17 protein-coding genes and 1 tRNA gene are annotated in these 19443 nt (G+C 35.7%); 6 read left to right on the forward strand and 12 right to left on the reverse strand.

Annotation, left to right across the window (positions count from 1 at the left end; translation table 11 throughout):
- Positions 1-38 precede the first annotated feature (38 nt).
- From N2Z72_00305 to N2Z72_00330, 6 genes are all read left to right on the forward strand, one after another.
- Positions 39-126 (forward strand) — tRNA-Ser (locus tag N2Z72_00305).
- Positions 127-150: 24 nt separating this feature from the next.
- Positions 151-966: a MotA/TolQ/ExbB proton channel family protein gene (locus N2Z72_00310; GenBank protein MCX7696118.1), complete on the forward strand. Its 816-nt coding sequence runs from the start codon at positions 151-153 to the stop codon at positions 964-966.
- 6 nt (positions 967-972) lie between these two features.
- Positions 973-1371, forward strand: a complete 399-nt coding sequence (locus N2Z72_00315; protein ID MCX7696119.1) for a hypothetical protein — start codon at positions 973-975, stop codon at positions 1369-1371.
- Between the two features lie 7 nt (positions 1372-1378).
- Positions 1379-1957: a biopolymer transporter ExbD gene (locus N2Z72_00320; protein ID MCX7696120.1), complete on the forward strand. Its 579-nt coding sequence runs from the start codon at positions 1379-1381 to the stop codon at positions 1955-1957.
- Complete coding sequence (locus N2Z72_00325; GenBank protein MCX7696121.1) at positions 1954-2418, forward strand: biopolymer transporter ExbD; 465 nt, start codon at positions 1954-1956, stop codon at positions 2416-2418. The genes N2Z72_00320 and N2Z72_00325 overlap by 4 nt, the downstream gene beginning before the upstream one ends.
- A gap of 62 nt (positions 2419-2480) precedes the next feature.
- A complete protein-coding gene (locus N2Z72_00330; protein ID MCX7696122.1) occupies positions 2481-3041 on the forward strand; it encodes an acyltransferase in 561 nt (186 codons plus the stop codon).
- A gap of 9 nt (positions 3042-3050) precedes the next feature.
- Here the strand turns inward: N2Z72_00330 and N2Z72_00335 are convergent, their stop codons facing one another.
- From N2Z72_00335 to N2Z72_00390, 12 genes are all read right to left on the reverse strand, one after another.
- Entirely contained in the window at positions 3051-3440 is a 390-nt protein-coding gene (locus N2Z72_00335) for a heavy-metal-associated domain-containing protein (protein MCX7696123.1), read from the reverse strand.
- Positions 3441-3451: 11 nt separating this feature from the next.
- A complete protein-coding gene (locus N2Z72_00340; protein MCX7696124.1) occupies positions 3452-5656 on the reverse strand; it encodes a TonB-dependent receptor in 2205 nt (734 codons plus the stop codon).
- A gap of 509 nt (positions 5657-6165) precedes the next feature.
- Positions 6166-6897 (reverse strand): FKBP-type peptidyl-prolyl cis-trans isomerase, encoded by a 732-nt coding sequence (locus N2Z72_00345; GenBank protein MCX7696125.1) that lies wholly within the window; start codon positions 6895-6897, stop codon positions 6166-6168.
- 7 nt (positions 6898-6904) lie between these two features.
- Positions 6905-7822 (reverse strand): hypothetical protein, encoded by a 918-nt coding sequence (locus N2Z72_00350; protein MCX7696126.1) that lies wholly within the window; start codon positions 7820-7822, stop codon positions 6905-6907.
- A gap of 4 nt (positions 7823-7826) precedes the next feature.
- Entirely contained in the window at positions 7827-9827 is a 2001-nt protein-coding gene (locus N2Z72_00355; GenBank protein ID MCX7696127.1) for a urocanate hydratase, read from the reverse strand.
- Between the two features lie 704 nt (positions 9828-10531).
- Positions 10532-10954, reverse strand: coding sequence for an Hsp20/alpha crystallin family protein (locus tag N2Z72_00360; GenBank protein MCX7696128.1), 423 nt, complete (start codon positions 10952-10954; stop codon positions 10532-10534).
- A 286-nt stretch (positions 10955-11240) separates the two neighbouring features.
- Positions 11241-12497, reverse strand: a complete 1257-nt coding sequence (locus N2Z72_00365) for an IgA Peptidase M64 (GenBank protein ID MCX7696129.1) — start codon at positions 12495-12497, stop codon at positions 11241-11243.
- 195 nt (positions 12498-12692) lie between these two features.
- Complete coding sequence (locus tag N2Z72_00370; protein ID MCX7696130.1) at positions 12693-13388, reverse strand: HAD-IIIA family hydrolase; 696 nt, start codon at positions 13386-13388, stop codon at positions 12693-12695.
- The gene (gene aroF / locus N2Z72_00375) at positions 13388-14395 is read right to left on the reverse strand and encodes a 3-deoxy-7-phosphoheptulonate synthase (protein MCX7696131.1); all 1008 of its coding nucleotides are present in this window, start codon (positions 14393-14395) and stop codon (positions 13388-13390) included. Before aroF ends, N2Z72_00370 begins: the two co-directional genes overlap by 1 nt.
- Before the next feature lie 29 nt (positions 14396-14424).
- Positions 14425-16098, reverse strand: coding sequence for an amino acid permease (locus tag N2Z72_00380; GenBank protein MCX7696132.1), 1674 nt, complete (start codon positions 16096-16098; stop codon positions 14425-14427).
- 17 nt (positions 16099-16115) lie between these two features.
- Positions 16116-16724, reverse strand: a complete 609-nt coding sequence (locus N2Z72_00385; GenBank protein MCX7696133.1) for a DUF3109 family protein — start codon at positions 16722-16724, stop codon at positions 16116-16118.
- Complete coding sequence (locus tag N2Z72_00390) at positions 16724-19357, reverse strand: lamin tail domain-containing protein (GenBank protein ID MCX7696134.1); 2634 nt, start codon at positions 19355-19357, stop codon at positions 16724-16726. Before N2Z72_00390 ends, N2Z72_00385 begins: the two co-directional genes overlap by 1 nt.
- Between the last annotated feature and the right edge of the window lie 86 nt (positions 19358-19443).

Consider the following 19443-nt stretch of genomic DNA (forward strand, 5'->3'; position numbering starts at 1 on the left):
TGATTGAAATAAAATTTTATAATTTAGCAAACCAATCGGGAGAGATGCTCGAGTGGTTTAAGAGGCACGCCTGGAGAGCGTGTATACCCCAAAAGGGTATCGTGGGTTCGAATCCCACTCTCTCCGCAAGCTAATTTCAAAACAATAGGTATGAAAAAGCGAATAGTTTTATTGAGCATTTTAAGCGTATTTATGCTTGTTAACCTGAATGTGGCTTTTGCGCAAACAAAGCCTAATGCAAAAGCTGACACTATCCAAAAAGATACAACTAAAAAGGACACTGCAAAAACAACAGCAGCAACAACCACTATGCAAACTACCGAACCAACGACAGAAAAAACTTTTCACCAGGTTCTCAAAGAAAAATTTATCGAAGGTGGTGCCGGCTGGATGACCCCCATCCTTCTCGTGTTAGTATTAGGACTTGCCATAGTAATTGAACGCATCATCTATCTAAATCTGAGTAGAATCAATACTCAAAAATTTCTCGAGGAAATCGAGAAACTTCTACAACAAAACAATGTAGATGGTGCTAAAGAATTAGCACGTAATACAAGAGGGCCCGTTGCTAGTATTGTTTTCCAAGGTCTTGATCGCTATCATGAGGGTATCGAAAACATTGAAAAAGCTGTTGTTACCTACGGCGAAGTTCAAATGGGAAGACTCGAAAGCGGTCTTTCATGGATTGGCCTTTTCATTGCTCTTTCTCCCATGCTCGGTTTTTTGGGTACTGTCGTTGGAATGGTTCAAGCTTTTGATGATATAGAAAAAGCCGGTGATATTTCTCCGACCATTGTTGCTGGTGGTATGAAAGTGGCTCTTCTTACAACTGTTTTTGGTCTTATTTCTGCCATTATTCTACAATTGCTTTACAGTGTGGTGGTATCATTGATTGAATCTCTTGTCAATCAAATGGAAGACGCTTCTATTTCTTTCATGGACATTATTTACAAAATCAAAAAGTAAAGACCCATGAAAAAAAACAAGTTATTGCAATTTGGACTAATCCTTCTTCTTATTATTATTGCTCTTGTTTTGTCATTAGGATCAATAGACCTTAGGCTATATGTCGCTTATGCTGCTGGATTGATTGCCATTTTGTCTGCTTTAGCTTTTTCTGTCTTAAACCTTTTTACCAACTTTAGAAAAAATGCAAAAGTCCTAGGAATTATACTTTTTGCAGTTGGACTTTTTATAATATACTATTTCATTACACCACGCACAGATATTGACCCCATGATTTTAGAAAAAACAGGTACTTCTCTAAGCTGGAGTCCTATCATTGGAGCAGGGCTTTATTTTTTATATACTCTACTGGGTTTTTTTATCCTAATCATCATCGGTTTTTCCATAAGAAATCTAACGAAATAAGATTGCCATGGCAAAGAAAGTTCCTGAATTGAATACCTCTTCCATGGCTGACATCAGTTTTCTTCTGCTGACATTTTTCCTACTAACTTCAAGCATTGATACTGACTCTGGTTTATTACGTAAGCTTCCCCCTCTTCCCACTCAAGAGCAAGAAGACATTAAGGTGAAAGAAAGGAATGTATTAGCAGTACTCATAAATGCCTACGATAAGCTCATGGTTGAAGGTAAGATTATGGAAGTTAAAGATCTACGCAAAACAGTTAAAGAATTTTTCCTTAACCCTTACAATGATCCTAATTTGCCTGAAAAAACTGAAATTGAACTTCCGTACGTTGGAAAATTCATGAAATCCAAAGGAGTAATTTCACTTAAGAACGACCGAGGTACATCCTATGAAATGTACATTAAAGTATCCAACGAAATCACAGCGGCTATTAATGAACTAAGAGATGAACTTTCTATGAAGGTCTTTGGAAAGAAATTCAGAGATTTGAGGGACGAAACCCAGATCAAAGCCATTTCCGATGCATACCCCATGGCAATTTCCGAAGCAGAACCAGAAGATGTAGGAGGAGGAAAAAAATGAGCATTTTTAAAAAGTCAGAAAAAAGAGAAATACCCGGCATCAGCACAGGAAGCATGTCGGATATTATTTTTATGTTTCTTTTCTTTTTCATGGTTATCACTAAAATACGTGAAGCAACCTTATTGGTTAAAGTGACTCCACCTGCTGCCACCGAAATCCAGAAATTGGAACGAAAAAATCTTGTTTCGTACATTTACATCGGGGTTCCTATAAATCCTAAATTTGGAACAGATGCACGAATCCAAGTAAACGACCAATTTATTACCATAGCCAATGTTATTGATTTTATTGAAAAAGAAAGAGCTGCCCGCTCTGAAGCTGACCGACCTTTTCTGACTACTTCTTTGAAAGTTGATAAAAAAGTTAAAATGGGAATTGTTACCGACGTAAAACAGGAACTTCGAAAATGCGGTGCATATAAAATCAACTATTCCACCAAAAAAGGAAAGGTGGTAGAATAGGCCTGTTGCAAATATGCAAAGTCGTCCCACGTGGACGACTTTTTTTATATAAACAAAAAATTATGAATTCTTTTTACAGTAAAGAAGAATTATTATCAATTGGATTTAAAACAGTAGGAGAAAATGTTTTGATAAGCAGGAAGGCAAGCTTTTACAGTCCATCGGAAATCGAAATTGGTAATCATGTAAGAATAGATGATTTCTGCATTCTTTCGGGAAAAATAAAACTTGGAAATTACATACATATATCTGCACAATGTGCTCTTTATGGACAAGCTGGTATTACTATGGAGGATTTCACTGGTCTGTCTCCAGGAACTATCGTTTTTTCAGCGACTGATGATTTTTCAGGTGAATATTTGATTGGACCTATGGTACCTCATTCATTTCGTCATGTGATAGAAGGACATGTTTTTATCAAGAGATTCGTTCAAGTTGGTGCCAGAAGTGTTATACTGCCAGGAGTAATTCTCGAAGAAGGCTGTGCTGTTGGAGCTATGTCGCTTATAACCCAATCACTTGAAGCATGGAAAATTTACGCCGGTATTCCTGCTCGATTTATCAAAGAAAGAAGCAGAAGGATGTCAGAATTAACCACCCTTCTGCTCAGCAATTCATTATAAGAACAGGCCTCAATGTTTACATTCTTCTTGCTTTTTCTTGCAACAAGATGATTTTTTTCTACAATTTTCCTTTTGGGAAGGTTCAGAAGTTTTTAAATCATTGTTTTGATCGGTTTGAGTAAGATCCGTTGCCTGATAACCAAGTTTTTGAATGGCTTCAACTAATTTTTCTGGTGAAGTTTGCTGAGAATGGTACTTTACTGTAACAATTTTTGTTTCGAGATCGGCAATGGTTTCGACAACTCCTTTGGTATAAGCAAGTTCGTTTTCGATTTTTTTCTTGCAGTTTTGACAGTGCATGTTAGTAAGAATTTTAACCTCTCTAATTTCGTCCTGACCTAAAATTGCCATATACACGCTCATTAGGCCAAGAAAAATAAAAAAACGGATTGTTTTCATAGCTTTATGTTTTAAAGGATAACGTATCTTATTCCAATGTAATACATTCGACCCTCCAATGGAGCCCAAATAATACCTGATTCAAATTGATTTGAATAAGGTCTTTGGTAACCTAAAATAGGATTCTTTTGTTTATAATTTGTCAAATTTTCAATGCCACCATAAACCTTCCATCTCTTCCAGTTCTTAGTTACTTGAACATATCCTGTGAGAAACGATGGAGAAAAATCAGGCAATTGATCGACGATGTAAAAACTCCTATCAGGGAGCCTTGTTTTTCCATACCAAAGTAGAGTTAGATCAAGAATCCATTTTCGCTGATTGGTAAAGAAAGATAGTGTAAGCAAAGCTCTATGAAAATTGAGCAATGGTTGCATCTGCATAATGCCATTCAGATTAGGGTAATAACGCCTGTTCAACTGAAAGGCAGTCCTGGCTTCAAAATGCTTTGTTGGACTTACAGATAGCTCTGTAAGCATCGAGTGAGCATAAGACTTATTAGTAGAAGAATAAACGTAAATAAAAGATGTATCATGCTCGATGTCAAACAACATTTGAGAAAAAAAGTAAGTGTAAAAATAATCAAGCGAAAAAGTAAAATCACATCCAAAAAGAGTAAAATATTTCATTAATGCAATACCATTATTCACTGCTTTTTCATATGAAATGGGATTTTCCCATCGAATTTTTCTATTGGACGTAAACAAGAAAGGAGTTTCGGTAAAAATCATAGGATAATGAACTCCTAAGCCGGAAGTGATACGTAAAATTGTCTTGTCTGAAATGTTATAACGAAGATGCAAACGAGGTATCAACCGAGAACGTTTATCAAATGAATGATAATCTATCCTACTTCCAGCTTGTAATGTCAATTTCTTACCCAAAAAATAAGTATGCTGATAAAAAATCCCAGTAGTTACGGGAAACACTACCCAATTGCTATCCGAAAAAGATTGAGCATAATAATCTAAATACATATTAAAACCAGCATCAAACTCATGTTTATCAGGTACGATTTCATAGCGATAGAGAATAGCAGCGTAATAGTTATTTTGTCGACAATCATATTCCTTAAGACCAAACTTCATAGAAGCATCGATAAAAGTTGTAGATTGAATAAACCCCCATGCAGATTTTGAAGAAGCAACATACCCTCCTTTTGTATATAATTCAAAGACTTTGTAATTCACATGGGTTTTCCACGCACCATGAAAATCATCGATATGCGCATAAGAACTATTGGTGAGTTGACCACCAGATCTGTCATCGTAGATTGCGCGAAAGCCACTTCTAAACTCCCACTTTTTTGACGCAAAGAGTTGCCCGTAAGCCTGAAAGGAAAATCTATCCTCCAAAGGTGCATCCATAAAACCATCTCGATTATGGTCCATAGACATCCATCGACGGTAAGCATGAGCAAACATAACCATCCCTTTTTTCGAACTACCCAACGTTTTACTCAGATTAATTTCAGTTTTTCCCTCGCCACCTACGAAAAGATCTACATAAAGATTTTCAGCATCACCAGGTTTTTTTGGATTTATGTTAATCTGTCCGGTAATACTTTCTGATCCGTGAGTCAGATCGGCCGCTCCTCGAGATACATCTATCGCACTGATCCAACTAGCAGGTATAAATTGTAAAGTATAACTGTTTCCTGCCCCTCGCATGTAGGGCACATTGTCCATAAGCATTTGAACATACTTCCCAGAAAGACCCAAAAATTGTATTTGCTTAGCTCCACTTACTGCATCTGCATAGGTTACATTTACGCTGCCAGTTGTCTGGAAACATTCACTTAAATTGCAACAAGGGGCTCTTTGCAATTCATTTTGATGCAAAGTTTGCTTCCACTGTGGACTTAAATAACTCATCTCTACGGTCCTCCTAGAAGTAATGAGAATCTCCTTCAAGATGAGATTTTCATTTAAGTAGACATTAATATTTTTTGATTCCTGGTTAACATCTATTACCATCGTATCAGACACAAATCCAACATAAGAAACTACCAGCGTGTCAGGTAACTGATATTTTTCTATCGCAAAAAAACCTTTATCATCTGTCACTTTCACTACCTTTGAGTTAATCAGGACAATGTTCGAATAAGGAAGGTAGAAGGTATCATTACCTCTGACGCCCCAGACTCTTCCTACGATTTGACCATACCCAACGATAAATATATATGGAAAACAAATAATAAAGAATATTTTTCTCATAGCGATCTGTTTTAAATAAGTGGTATTTTGAAAGGTTGTGATAGAAATACTGATTAAAATCTCAAGTTCTAAAACACGAAAATTTTAAATAAAATGGTTCATTACGCAAAAAAATAAAATAATCTTCACGTGAATAAAAATTGCAAAATTCCTTGTTCAATTTTAAGAAAGGATGAGGTGGTAAGACAATATTTAAAATGAACTTTTCAAAAAAAAATATGGGAAAAAATGAAAAAGAAATTCTCTCACAACAAGAACCTACATTAAATCGAATGTTTAACTCCGAAGGTTCATTTTTATGATTGCTGCAATTTGCATCTTCTCTTTCATGATCACATTTACCAAAAAAAACATGAAAAGTTTGTTTTTCATGACATATATGAATAGCATAAAGCTGGAACAATACCTGCTGAATAAATAAAATTGCTATAAGTATGTATATAGGATATGAACTTTTCACGTAACAAATATAATCAAATAAAAAAAATGTAATAAGAAGATGATCTTTATCAAGGTTTTACGATGTCGAGTAGCTCTACTTTAAAAATGAGTACAGATCCAGCTGGTATAGCAGGCAAAGAACGATCACCATAACCTAATTCACTTGGAATATAAAATTCATAAATAGATCCAACTGGCATGAGTTGCAAGCCTTCCTGCCAACCTGCAATTACACCGTTGAGATTAAATTCAATGGGTTGACCACGATCATAACTTGAGTCAAAAATTTTTCCGTCTATGAGCTTACCTTCGTAATGCACCTTCACCTTACTATTTAAAGTTGGCTTGGGACCATTTCCTTCTTGTATAACCTTGTATTGCAATCCACTCGACGTGACTATAACTCCAGGTTTGTTTTTATTTTCTTCAAGCCATTTTTTGCCAGCTTCCTTGTTTTTCTTTGCTTCTTCTGCCTGAGCCTCCTCCATTTTCCTTTGGAGTTCTCGTTGCAATCGTTGCATTACAGCATTGAATTGTTCTTTAGTGAAAATAGTATCTTTTCCTACCAAACCATCGCGTATGCCTTGGAAAAGCAGGTTTTCATTTACTTGGATTTTATTCATGCTAAGACTTCTGCCTATATCGGATCCAATCATATAACTGACCGTATCACTAAATTGAGTAAAAGTTAGGGTGGTCACTGTTGACTTTTTGCTTCTGTTTTTCTTTTGCTTTTGAGCATATACAACCACATTTCCCACCACCAAAAAAATAAACAAGGTAATGAATCTTATTTTCATATAATAATTATTTGGGTTTTACATAGCCACGTGGCTCGAGCAAATTTAAAGCATTTTCGTTCACAAATTTCATAAATTCCATAAGCTCTTTTTTAGTTTGAGTTTTTTGAAAATAAACATAATGTTTCAAAGCAAAACCTTCAGGATATTTTCCTCGAAGATATGCTTTTTTAAGATGATTAATTTGATCATAAAACAACTCGTCATCCGAAAGAAACTGATCATCGTTCAAATCGAGAAAAAGAGGATAAATACCTTTTTTTCTTAAACCACTTCGAAGATCATATACGTCACGTAATGAAATACACGCCAAACCACCTTTAGAAACACTAAGGTTTTGTTTCACTTGATCATAAGAAGGAACTATATGATGTGAATGAATCCTAACTTGAAAATATTTATGCAGTAAAATATTGACTGGATGATTTTGAGGAGGAACAAAAACTTGGAGGGATTGAGACGGCACATCTTTGAGAATTTGATTCCAATTTCGAATTTCATAACTTGATAAAACCTTTTTCAAAGTTTGCAAATCTATTCCTGTTTGAACCAATCGAGGTAGAACCGGATTATCAAAATTTAAAGCGAAGAGATAAATTTCATTGACAAGGTTTTTATAAATAAAAAGAGTATCTAGTTCAAAACTTGAAAAAACAGCATCAAAGACTGTGATTTTTAAAATAGAATCGATCTTTTCCGAATTAATTTCTTGCAACCTGATTGTCTTATCTGGATGTATGAAAGAAAATTCTTGAGCAAGAACCCTAGCAATATCATAAGATTCAGTAGTATAACCAATGATAAGTGGTGTTGCCTCTATCTTCTCTTCTGTGGCAGGATGATCTGAAACCTCGCGAGTATTGTCCTTTTTCCTACACCCTATCAATAACAATACACTTAAAATTACAAGAAACGCAATTCTCATAGACTTAAAAGATTTCATTGAGCAAAGAATCGTCAACCAGATAAGGTATAGTAACTTGAAGATCAGGATAATTCTTTAGAGTTCGATGCAAAGTTGATAAAGCATTTGGGTTTCTAGCCCAGGCACGACGAGCTATTCCATTATTTACATCCCAGAAAAGCATCATTTTTAAACGACGAGAAGCCGCATCGGATCCATCAAGAACCAACCCAAATCCTCCATTGATAACCTCCCCCCATCCTACACCACCACCATTATGTAAGGAAACCCACGTAGCCCCCCTGAAAGCATCACCAACAAAATTTTGCACAGCCATATCGGCCGTAAACCTAGAACCATCATAAATATTAGCAGTTTCCCTATATGGGCTATCTGTTCCTGAAACATCGTGGTGATCTCTCCCTAAAACTACAGGAGCAGATATTTTCCCTGTTTTAATGGCATCGTTGAATGCTTGTGCAATGCGAATTCTTGCTTCAGAATCGGCATATAAAATGCGAGCCTGCGAGCCAACAACCAGTTTGTTCTCCTCAGCCTTTTTGACCCACATTATATTATCTTTCAATTGTGGGTGTATTTCTTCCGGAGCCTCTTTATAGTATTCTTCAAGCACTTCAGCGGCAATCTGATCGGTCACTCTTAAATCTTGAGGATCCCCGGAAGTACAAATCCATCTAAAGGGACCAAAACCATAATCAAAACACAAAGGCCCCATAATATCTTCAACATAACTTGGATATTTAAATCTACCATCGGGCAACATAACGTTAGCCCCAGCTCGACATGCTTCGAGAAGGAAAGCATTCCCATAGTCAAAAAAATACATGCCTCGTTCTGCATGCTTATCAATCAATTCTACTTGTAAACGTAAAGATTCATGAACTTTTTTCTTAAACTCCTCTGGTTTTTCAACCATCCAACGCTGAGCTTCTTCGAAACTTAAACCAACAGGGTAATAACCCCCATTATATGGATTATGTAATGAAGTTTGATCGGAACCTATTTGAACGAAAATTTTTTCTTTATAAAGATATTCCCATAAATCGACAATGTTTCCGGCATAAGCAAGAGAAACTGCTTCATGCTTAGTCATGGCCGACACCACACGCTTACCTAAGCGAGATAAATCATCATACGCTTCATCAACCCATCCCTGTTCAAATCTTTTTTTCAAAGCCTTTGGGTTAATTTCTGCAACGATACTAACTAGGCCTGCTATTTTAGCTGCCTTAGGCTGAGCACCACTCATCCCACCCAGCCCCGACGAAACAAACAACATTCCCCTTATGTCTGGGGAATTTCCAACTTTTTTTCGTGCAGCGTTGAGAATAGTAATAGTAGTTCCATGAACAATACCTTGTGAACCAATATACATGTATGATCCAGCTGTCATCTGACCGTATTGAGTGACGCCTAAAGCATACATTCTCTCATAATCTTCCAGTTTGCTATAATTTGGTATGACCATACCATTAGTTACCACCACTCGAGGAGCATCAGGATGACTTGGAAAAAGGCCAAGAGGATGTCCACTGTAAATGACCAATGTCTGTTCGTCCGTCATGGTAGCAAGGTATTTCATAGTGAGTAAATACTGAACCCAATTTTGAAATACTGATCCATTACCGCCATAGGTTATGAGTTCATCAGGATGCTGTGCAACTGCAGGATCAAGATTATTCTGGATCATGAGCATAATGGCTGCTGCTTGAACCGACCGCGCAGGATATTCCCAAATGGGCCTAGCGTACATAGGATAATCGGGCTTAAATCGATACATGTAAATATGCCCATATTTTTCTAGTTCCTCAGCAAATTCCCTTGCAAGAATCGGATGCCACTCGGGTTTAAAATAACGAAGGGCATTTTTTATAGCTAATTTTTTTTCTTCTTGTGTCAGATGAGTTCTACGTTTTGGAGCATGATTGACATTGGGATCCAATGATTTCCTTGGAGGTAGTTCATCCGGAATACCTTGCAAAATGGCTTGACGAAAATCCTGCATATCGTATAGTTTTAAGCAAATTTACATCTTTTATCTTATATCTTCCTGGCATAAATTAATATTCTAATTTTAAATCAAGTAGATTTAATACATTTCTTGTTTATCCCACCATCAGTGATGGGCATTTATAATAAGAAAAAAGTTTGATGTTTACATAACAATAACATCTTTTGAGTTAACAGATTGGAATAGTAATTAAGTTAAAATTTAATTCACAAAAAATTTAGTCAAAAATAAAATTTTAAAAAATAAAGTCAAATATTTACTTAGATAAAATTTATCAATTAACTTTAAAGATTTGATCATTATTTTCTTTGAAATGATTTAAGCAAATAAAAAATAATAATTACACGTTATCAAAGAATTAAGTTAATCATTTTTCAAAATAAAAAAATTTTTTTAGCATAGATGAAATCATGTATTGACACTATTAGCTATCTTAATTTTTTGCCTTTATTTCTTCGGTAGTTGAGCAAAAGCATAATAGCTTTTTTTACCTTTCTTACTTAAAGTGGAACGAAGATGTTATTTCTTTGTAGATCTGTTAATCGCCTATTATCGAGGCATACTATGCTTTTTATACTCTTATTCTTATACTTAATTACTCTTAATTGGTTATCTAAAGTTACTTTATAGGAGAATACTTTGCTTACAAATAAAAAAGAGCAGCTGTGCAGCTGCTCTTAGATAAAAGTGAAACGCTTTTACTTAATTTCAATGGTTTTGTTCTTCTTAGAAACGTATTCTTCCTTTTTAGGTAAAATTACACTGAGAACACCGTTTTCATAAACAGCATGAATCTTATCAGCATCTACATGATCTGGTACGATAAAGCTACGACTAAAGCACGAATAGTTGAATTCACGACGATGATAGTCTTTGCCTTTTTCTGTTTTTTCTTCTTTCTTTTCGGAGCTGATAGTTAGAGTGTTGTCATTTAGTTCGATCTTGAAATCTTCCTTCTTGTAGCCTGGTGCTGCAACTTCAATTTCAAAAGCCTTTTCAGTTTCAGCAATGTTGATTTTAGGGATGGTTCTTAATTCCGTTGATAAAGAACCAACAAAGGGAAAATCTCTGAAAAATTCTTCGAACAAACTTGGAATTAAATCACTTCTGACCGGTAACATAGCTTTGCCCTCCTTTCTTTTTTATGTTTAACTTCATCCTCTTATTTCCAAAGTATATACCATTTGCATAACTTTCAACAAAATATTGATTATCAAAATCTTATGGTTTTAGTCTTTAATGCCAAATTGGCATAACTCATATATTTATTGTGTCAAAATGACATATTTTATTTAAAAACTTTTTTCTACTTGCATGTTGCAACCATTTAACTCTCTGATTTATCAAAGTTGGAAGGCAAGATATGATATGAGGTATGAATAATTAATGAGTTGGATGATTATTACTTTAATTTATATAAAAACGAATCACTTTTTTTATTGCTTCTTGACAAACCTTACAAAAATTGTCGTAAATAGGTGATTTCATGCTGCAATCATACGAAGGACGATATATGCCTTTTTCACTATATCCTCCTCCCTCAAACACGCCAATTTCTTTTTCCCAAGTGGCTACAGCAGGAGTTGGAATTGGTGTCTTAGGTTTCACCATGGAACTCCATTTTTTTTCAAAACTCACAAGGGTCGTGATGTTAGGCTCCCAAGGTTCGTAATTCAAATTGTAAAAATTTTTCACACTCACCTCCGACGTCCAATATTCATCTGCAAGACCAGCTATAGAATGACCTGTTTCATGAATGACTAGAAAATTTGTATATGGGTTATCGGAAGGACAAGTAGCATAGAAGTTATAGATCCCTCCCCCACCATACACGTCAGTATTAATTAACAATATTATAAAATCGTATGGTATTTGGCTTATATAATCGTGAAGTAAAAAAACTCGCTCAGTCATAAGGTAGCGATCTATACCCAACGTATTAAATGAACAAAGCATAGAATCACTAACTGACATTGGAATAAAGACAGTCCAGGCAGAAATGAATTTTCTAAATTCTTTGTAAGGCTTACAATGAAGAAGATATTGAATGACCCGCTTAGCGTCCTGTATAAATTTTTGCTTTTCGCCAGGTTTATACCCATCAGCTACGATGACAATATCCATCACATTTTCAGGTTTACCGGCATGGATAATTTTCTGAACATCCATATCATGAGGTACGAGAGGAGCATCGAGCACCAAATGTTTTGGATTAATATAAGCACTATCCTGCTTCAGCCAGATAGGAATATCATTTTTCCTGTAGAAAAAAATAATCTTTATAGTCTTGCGGGGGAAAGGTATTCGAACAACTTCTTCAAACGATTTCGGTTCCGTACGACCCTTTTCAGTAAAAATGTATTCCGAAAACAAACTTGACCATGAACGAGTAAATATTAACTGATTTGACGAAGAATCATATACGTAGATTTTATAATTACCATAATCGTAAGGTTCTATGGTTTTTGTCTTACATCCGCTCCAATATGTTTCCTTAAACATAGAATGAATTCGTATGGTAGAAGAGTGATAATTTCCCGTTCGTACAAGGTTTATTCTCAACGCCCCATCAGTAAAAAAATCATCATATCGAAACTGCTTCTCTTGAGAAAAAACAATACTAACCTCTAGACAAGAAAAAAACAAAAAGCCACATAACTGCATCCCTAAAATGCAATTTCTATGAATATTTTTAGTCAGTTTTGCGCATTCTATAAGATAAACAAGCTTTATTATTGGCATTTTTAATGCTAAAATAGCATATTTGTGCAAATCAATTTTAGATCTAAACTTGGAAAGAGCGCACCACTTCCTTCACAAAAGCAAATGAACAAAATCAGAAATTATTTAAATACAATTTTAAAACGACATGATTCTTTTTAAATATATTAATAACTCAGCAACACATCCTTCACCACCACGTGAAAAAAGAACCATATCGGCATGCTCAAGAATAAAAGGATGAGCATCGCTAGGACATACGGAAAATCCAACTTTTTTCATTAAATCCAAATCATTAAGATCATCACCTACATATATGACACTCGAGTGTTCTATGTTATATTTCTCCACCCATTCTGAAAAAACTTCATGCTTCGTTTTTTCTCCGACGTAATATAACGCTACATTAAGCATCTTGGCTCGATATGAAACAATTCTGGATGAATGAGCATTAGATAGAAAACCAATTTGAAAATTATTCTCTATCAGTTGCTTGATAGCATAGCCATCTTTTACATTAAAACGTTTAGATTCAACGCCTCGCGCAGAAATGTAAATTCCTCCGTCGGTTAAAACTCCATCAACATCAAGAATAATCCATTTAAAAGAATAAGTTCGCAATTGTCCAATGAGTTTCTTAGGTAACACAAGTTCTATGGGATCCACTTGAAAATACTTTGCTAGAGTTACTATCTCATTCCAGGTTGGCACTCGCTGACGTGTTAGCAGTAAACTTATAGTTCCAGGAAAAAAATGACAAGCATCTTCAATGAATGTTAAAGGATCACCTTTTTGTGTGATATATTCTTGAAGCAAATTTGTGAAATATTTCATCAGACAATTTTTTTGTGAATTGCTGCTGCGATACTTTTCAAAGTTACAAACAATTCTGAAAATTGTTCGTGATTGAGTTGCTGTTTGGCATCTGACAGAGCTTTTTCAGGCTTAGGATGAACTTCAATGAGAAGGCCATCAACTCCTAGAGCAAGGCATGCTCTAGCTAAGTCGGGAACACCATAGGCATAGCCCATAGCGTGGCTGGGATCAAGTATGATGGGAAGATTTACATGTTCTTTCAACCAAACAACACCAGTTAAATCAAGCGTGAACCTTGTTTTCGTCTCAAATGTCCGTATGCCCCTTTCACAAAGAATTACATTGGGATTGCCATGAGAAAGAATAAATTCAGCAGCTTGTACAAATTCCTGTAATGTTGCTCCAAAGTGCCGTTTAAGCAACACTGGCTTTTGGATTTTTCCAAGTTGGGTAAGAATGCTTCTATCATACATGGCTTTAGACCCCACCTGCACCACATCAGCTACCCAAATTACTTCTTCCACATGACAAGCATCCCTTACTTCCGTCACAATACAGAGTCCGTATTTCTCCTTGATCTGTGCTAACAATTTCAAACCATGATTCTGCAACCCTTGAAAACTATAGGGTGAAGTTCGTGGTTTATAACTACCTGCTCGTAAAGATGCTAAACCAAGTGACTTAATGAATTGAGCTGATTCTTCAATCATTTGTTCATTTTCTACCGAACAAGGGCCAGCAATGAGAATGATTTGATCACTGCCAGTCGTAAAATAGTCACCGATCTTAATTTCTCTTGTTTTGGAATAAAATTTACGCGATGCAAGCTGAATGTCATCATCAAAAACCCAAATTTTATCGTACCATGAGTCTGGAATTGAAAGTTCTTTAATTTCCGAAGACAAAACAAGATAGTTGTAACCATCCCAATTGATCAGGTAAAAAGGTTTATTATACTTTTCAAAAAAAGATATATCTGCTTGATGAGAGATCCTAATGATCATAGGAACAAAAAGTTCAAACAAAAGTAAACTGAATTTTTAAATCTGAAAATCTAATTATTTTTTTTCGTTGCTATTTCATCCTGCTTTTTATTAAGCTTACTATGCTTACGAGCATAGAAAAAATATAACATCAAGCCTATTGCCAGCCAGAGCAAAAAACGTAACCAACTTGTTTCAGAGAGCGTGCTTAACATAAAAATATTCAGCATCAAACCCACGAGTAAGAGAAAACTCCAACGGTAAACAATAGATAAAATAAGCAATACGTTGAAAATGATCAATAAAACCGTATAAAACCAATTCTCCGAAAAATCAAAAAAATAAAAAAACAATGCATCAAGGACAACGATAAAAAGAGGTGCTATAAAACGCGAATCGATATAAGGCATGCGAAAAGATGAAAACATTTCTTTCTTTTTTCGATCAAGCAACATCACACCACCAGTAACAAGCACAAAAGCAAAAATGGTACCGATTGAAGTAAGTTCAGTCATTTCCTCTAAATTGGTAAAAAGTGTAGGAACTGCTACAAAAATTCCAGCTATGATGGTACTCACATAAGGGGTTTTGAATCGTGGATGTATGCGAGAGAAAAAAGGAGGTAAAAGACCATCACGACTCATGTTCATCCAAATTCGAGTTTGTCCAACCTGAAAAACCAGCAGTACTCCGAGCATGGCTATAACAGCTGAAAAAGCTAACACACCACTAAATTTTGCAAGACCCAGAGAAGAAAAAACATATGCCATGGGGTCACCTACCGCTAATTCATGATAAGGAACGATTCCAGTCAGGACAAGAGCTATAGTTACGTAAAGTATGGTAGTAATAAAAAGCGAAAAGAAAATACCTCGCGGAAGATCTTTGCCTGGATTACGACATTCTTCTGCTGTAGTCGTAATGGCATCAAAACCAATATAAGCAAAAAAAACACCTGCAACGCCACTTAGCATACCCTCAACCCCGTTCGGAAAAAATGGACGCCATCTTGATGAATCGACATAAAAAATTCCTACACTTATTACTACCAGTAAAATGAGTATTTTTAATACTACAATCACGTTGTTGGTTAGTTTTGTTTCCCGAATTCCTATCAAAATCAAAACTGTTAACGTAGCTACGATGAAAAAAGCTGGCAAATCTCCTATGAGCCGAATTCCAGCAATCTGTGGTGCAGTTACGTATGCTTCATATGCCTCTTGCAAAGTTGGTGTAAGTATTTGCCCTGTTTGCAAAGAAATTAATGCTTTTTCATAGCCCCGATGAGCCGATACATAATCGATTGAAAAATACGGTGGAATATGAATTCCAAAACCCTCAAGAAAAGCAGTAAAATAGTCGCTCCAGCTAATTGCTACTGCAATATTGCCAATGGAATATTCCATGATGAGATCCCAACCTATAATCCAAGCAACAATCTCACCAAAAGCGACGTAGGCATAAGTATAAGCACTTCCGCTAAGGGGAATAGCAGAAGCAAACTGTGCATAAGCCATAGCTGAAAAACCACATGCAATAGCAGTGAGAACAAAAAGAAAAGCAACTGATGGACCAGCATAAGATGCAGCCGTGCCAATTGTGCTGAAAATTCCAGCCCCAATGATAGCTGAAATACCAAGAGCTGTGAGATCGCCAACCCCTAATACCCTACGAAGACTAAGCTTTTCCTCTTCTAAAGTACTGCTATCGATTCTTTTTTTCCTAAAAAATTCCGACCAAGCCATTTACTAAAACATGATTTCTAGAAACATTTTTTGTAATCCTTGTTATTGGTTCTATTTAAAAACAAGTCAGGATCGAATCCACTTAAAATCAACAACCTTCGATACCAATTCATGCCATATTTTCTAATGAGTGCCTCGCTGAGAAAAAAAATCAATCTATTTTCTGAAACGTTAGAAACTTGAAAAGCACTGTAACAAATAGACCAGCGGTGTAACTCTAATCGTTCAAATATACCTTCATTTTTCACTCGAATTGGATAAAGATGACACGATATGGGTTTCTTCCACGAAAATAAGCCACACTCATAGAGTTTTTCAAGGATGCAACGTGCAATACCATTTTCCCAAGCCATGAAAACACATTCATTGTTACTTTTAAGAGGTGTGCACGGTTTTCCTTCTAAGTCGAAGTCAAAAAAACCGTTTTTTTCTAGTACTTCCCGAGCATCTTCCTCTACGTTAGATAATATGAGATGAGCATTTTTTTCTAAATCTCTAATCTCTTCAAATTCGAGAGGAGCTCCTGCATCCCCTTCGACACAGCAACGACCATGACATAACTCATACTGACAATGAAAGTGAATTTTACTCAGTTCATCTGGAACAATAACATGTTCAACAAACATTATTTCGAAAATTTCGTTACTACAGCCACAACTTTTTTGTATTGTTTTGTGTAACCATTTTGATCGAAAACTCGAAAATGGATGATGTAATATCCTACGGGAACGCTTTGATTGTCGTCATTTTTGCCATCCCAAAGGAAAGTTTCCTCAGATCCTATACTTTTTTGAGAAAAAAGGTTTCTTACGAGATATCCTGATGAATTATAAATATTCAACGTTGCAAACAACCCAGGTCGTGAAGGTTTGAAAAAAATAGCTAAAATATCCTCAAACCCGTCATTATCTGGACTAAAAGATGTGTTGGAAAGCCAAAATTCATCTTCATCACCTAATTGCTCGAAATGTTGGCTATTTTTGTATGTTGGGGTAGCGTAACCTACCGTAGAGGCAGCGCTGTGCCAGTTAGATGGTTCATCTGAAGCTAAATATGGAGAAATTCGCTCCAAAGAAACTCCATCAGTTTCAACGAGACGAGGATCATGCATGGATACATCATAAGTAACTTGATCAATGATTTGACCGTAATCAAACGCAAGTACCACGGTCCCATGGTCGTTATTATAACTTGGCATGGATGAAACCTCGATAACCCAATCTGGATATGGAGTATAATAATAACCAATTAAAGCTTTTCTTTTTTTAGTAAAAACTAGGTATTGCCCTGGAAGCATAAGGTAACCATCGGGACAAATATAATATTGCGAGGTAAGATGAGCAGAGTCATCAAGTGTGGCTAATGTAACATGTTTCAAATCAACTATTTTGTTGCTTTTGTTGTAAATTTCTATAAAATCTTCTGTGGCTTCAGTTGGATTAGAAAGTATTTCATTGATTATAAGATCTCCAGGTAAAATAGGTTTAGGTTTAGCAAAATTAGCCTTTCTTTTAAGAGAATCGATTTGATTTCCAGCACAGTCCGATAATAAAAAATCCACTGTTACTTCGTAAATGGTATCATTTCCAATAGGGCGATTGAGGGACAGATAAACTTTCTTGTATTCAGGAAATACAGGGTCTGGAATACCATTCAGGCTTAATTGATGAGAAAAAGAATAACTTGCCGGATTGAGTAAAGCAAGGCTATCCATACTTTCGGAGAACCAGATACAAATAAGACTATCGTTTTCAAGTGTTACCCGCATAAGATACGGCGAAATATTATCCGGGTTATTGGCTTTCACACTGTTTACCTGACCAGGTGTTCCACCACGAAAATCTTCAGATGCCTTCCAGTTAGCTGCTCCACCACAGGGATTGTATGGATCTATTTGTTCTAATGACCAGCCCCCATTTGCCTTTAAACTGCTTCCATACCATTGGTCAGTAAAACTAACCGTGGTAATCAATGAACCGGATGGTTCTAACAAACTTATGGTAGTTCCTGTATTAGTCACTGAAAATGACGAAAAACCGTATGCCTGACCATAAAGGGAAAGAAGACTTAATCCATCCTCATCACATAAAATAAGATAACCTTGAGGAGGAATTACAACATTACCTATGTTTTTTACAGATGTTCCAATAACAAGTTTAAAGCCATCTAAAGAGATGGGAATGTCTGTGGTATTGAAAAGTTCGATATATTCATACTCAGGTAAAGTTACGGAAGGCGTTGGATCAGCCATAATTTCATTTATGACAACATCATAAGAACGGGGAACATAATAAACACATGGATGAGTGGATGACGTAAGATAGTTTCCGGATAAGTCCGAAATTTGGTTTACCGTTAAATAATAAATGGTTCTTTCTTGCATAGGATTGGAAAAAGTAAGGTAATATACCAAAGGATTTTGTAAGTCTTTCTCAACTAGCCAAGGTTCTCCAATACCTTGATCAATGATATAATGAGAAGGGTCTAAAGCCTCATATGAATTAATGGGTTCGCTAAAAGTTAACTGAACATAAATAGGGTTCAGTACCTTAACAGAAGTTACTTGAGGTGGAATGGTATCTACTCGAACTGGACCAGCATAAAATTCATCAAAGTAAAATTTAGTGGCATTAGAAGAAGTATAACAATTGTAAACACCCAAAGCCATACCTTGAGTGTAAGACAAATCCATCGCTAACCCTTCCATGACATAATTGTCTCCTCCTAAGGTATCTGAATAAACTCTCCACGTACCATCATCATACCATTTGACCTTAATTCGCAGTGCATTCGTACTTTTATTTAAATTAGCAACCGTTCCTACTAGAAGTACAGCAAAAGTATTTCCGTCTTGCCTAACAAGATGTATTCTATCCACACCTTGATAACCTACAGAAATAAAATATCCTTGAAGATTTGAAGTCAAATTCAAATTATTCGACAACAAGTAAACCCTCGCATAATTGGACGACGATGGATTAAAACTTAGTTTAATCCAAAATTCCCATTCCACACTATCCACCAGTTGTAGGTTGTATTGACTTGATAAATAAGTGGTATCAGCAACAGTGTTATCGGATTGCAAGGCGGGTCGCATGTTGGAAGGAATAGCCGTAGAAGATGAGATTTTATATTTTGATACGTCTCCTTGCCAAGTCGGGTTTGTCGTAAAATTTCCGTCGCTAAAATCTTCGTAAAATTGCCCGAAAGATTTGAAGAAAATTAATATCAAAAGCATCCACCAAAGAGGATTTTTCATTTTTTTTTGTAAAATTACTTAATTTCAATAAATCTAAGTAAATAAAGCATATTCAAATAAAAGTAATTTTATAGCTTTGTTTAAAA

Source organism: Bacteroidales bacterium, assembly GCA_026418905.1.
Lineage (GTDB): Bacteria > Bacteroidota > Bacteroidia > Bacteroidales > DTU049 > JAOAAK01.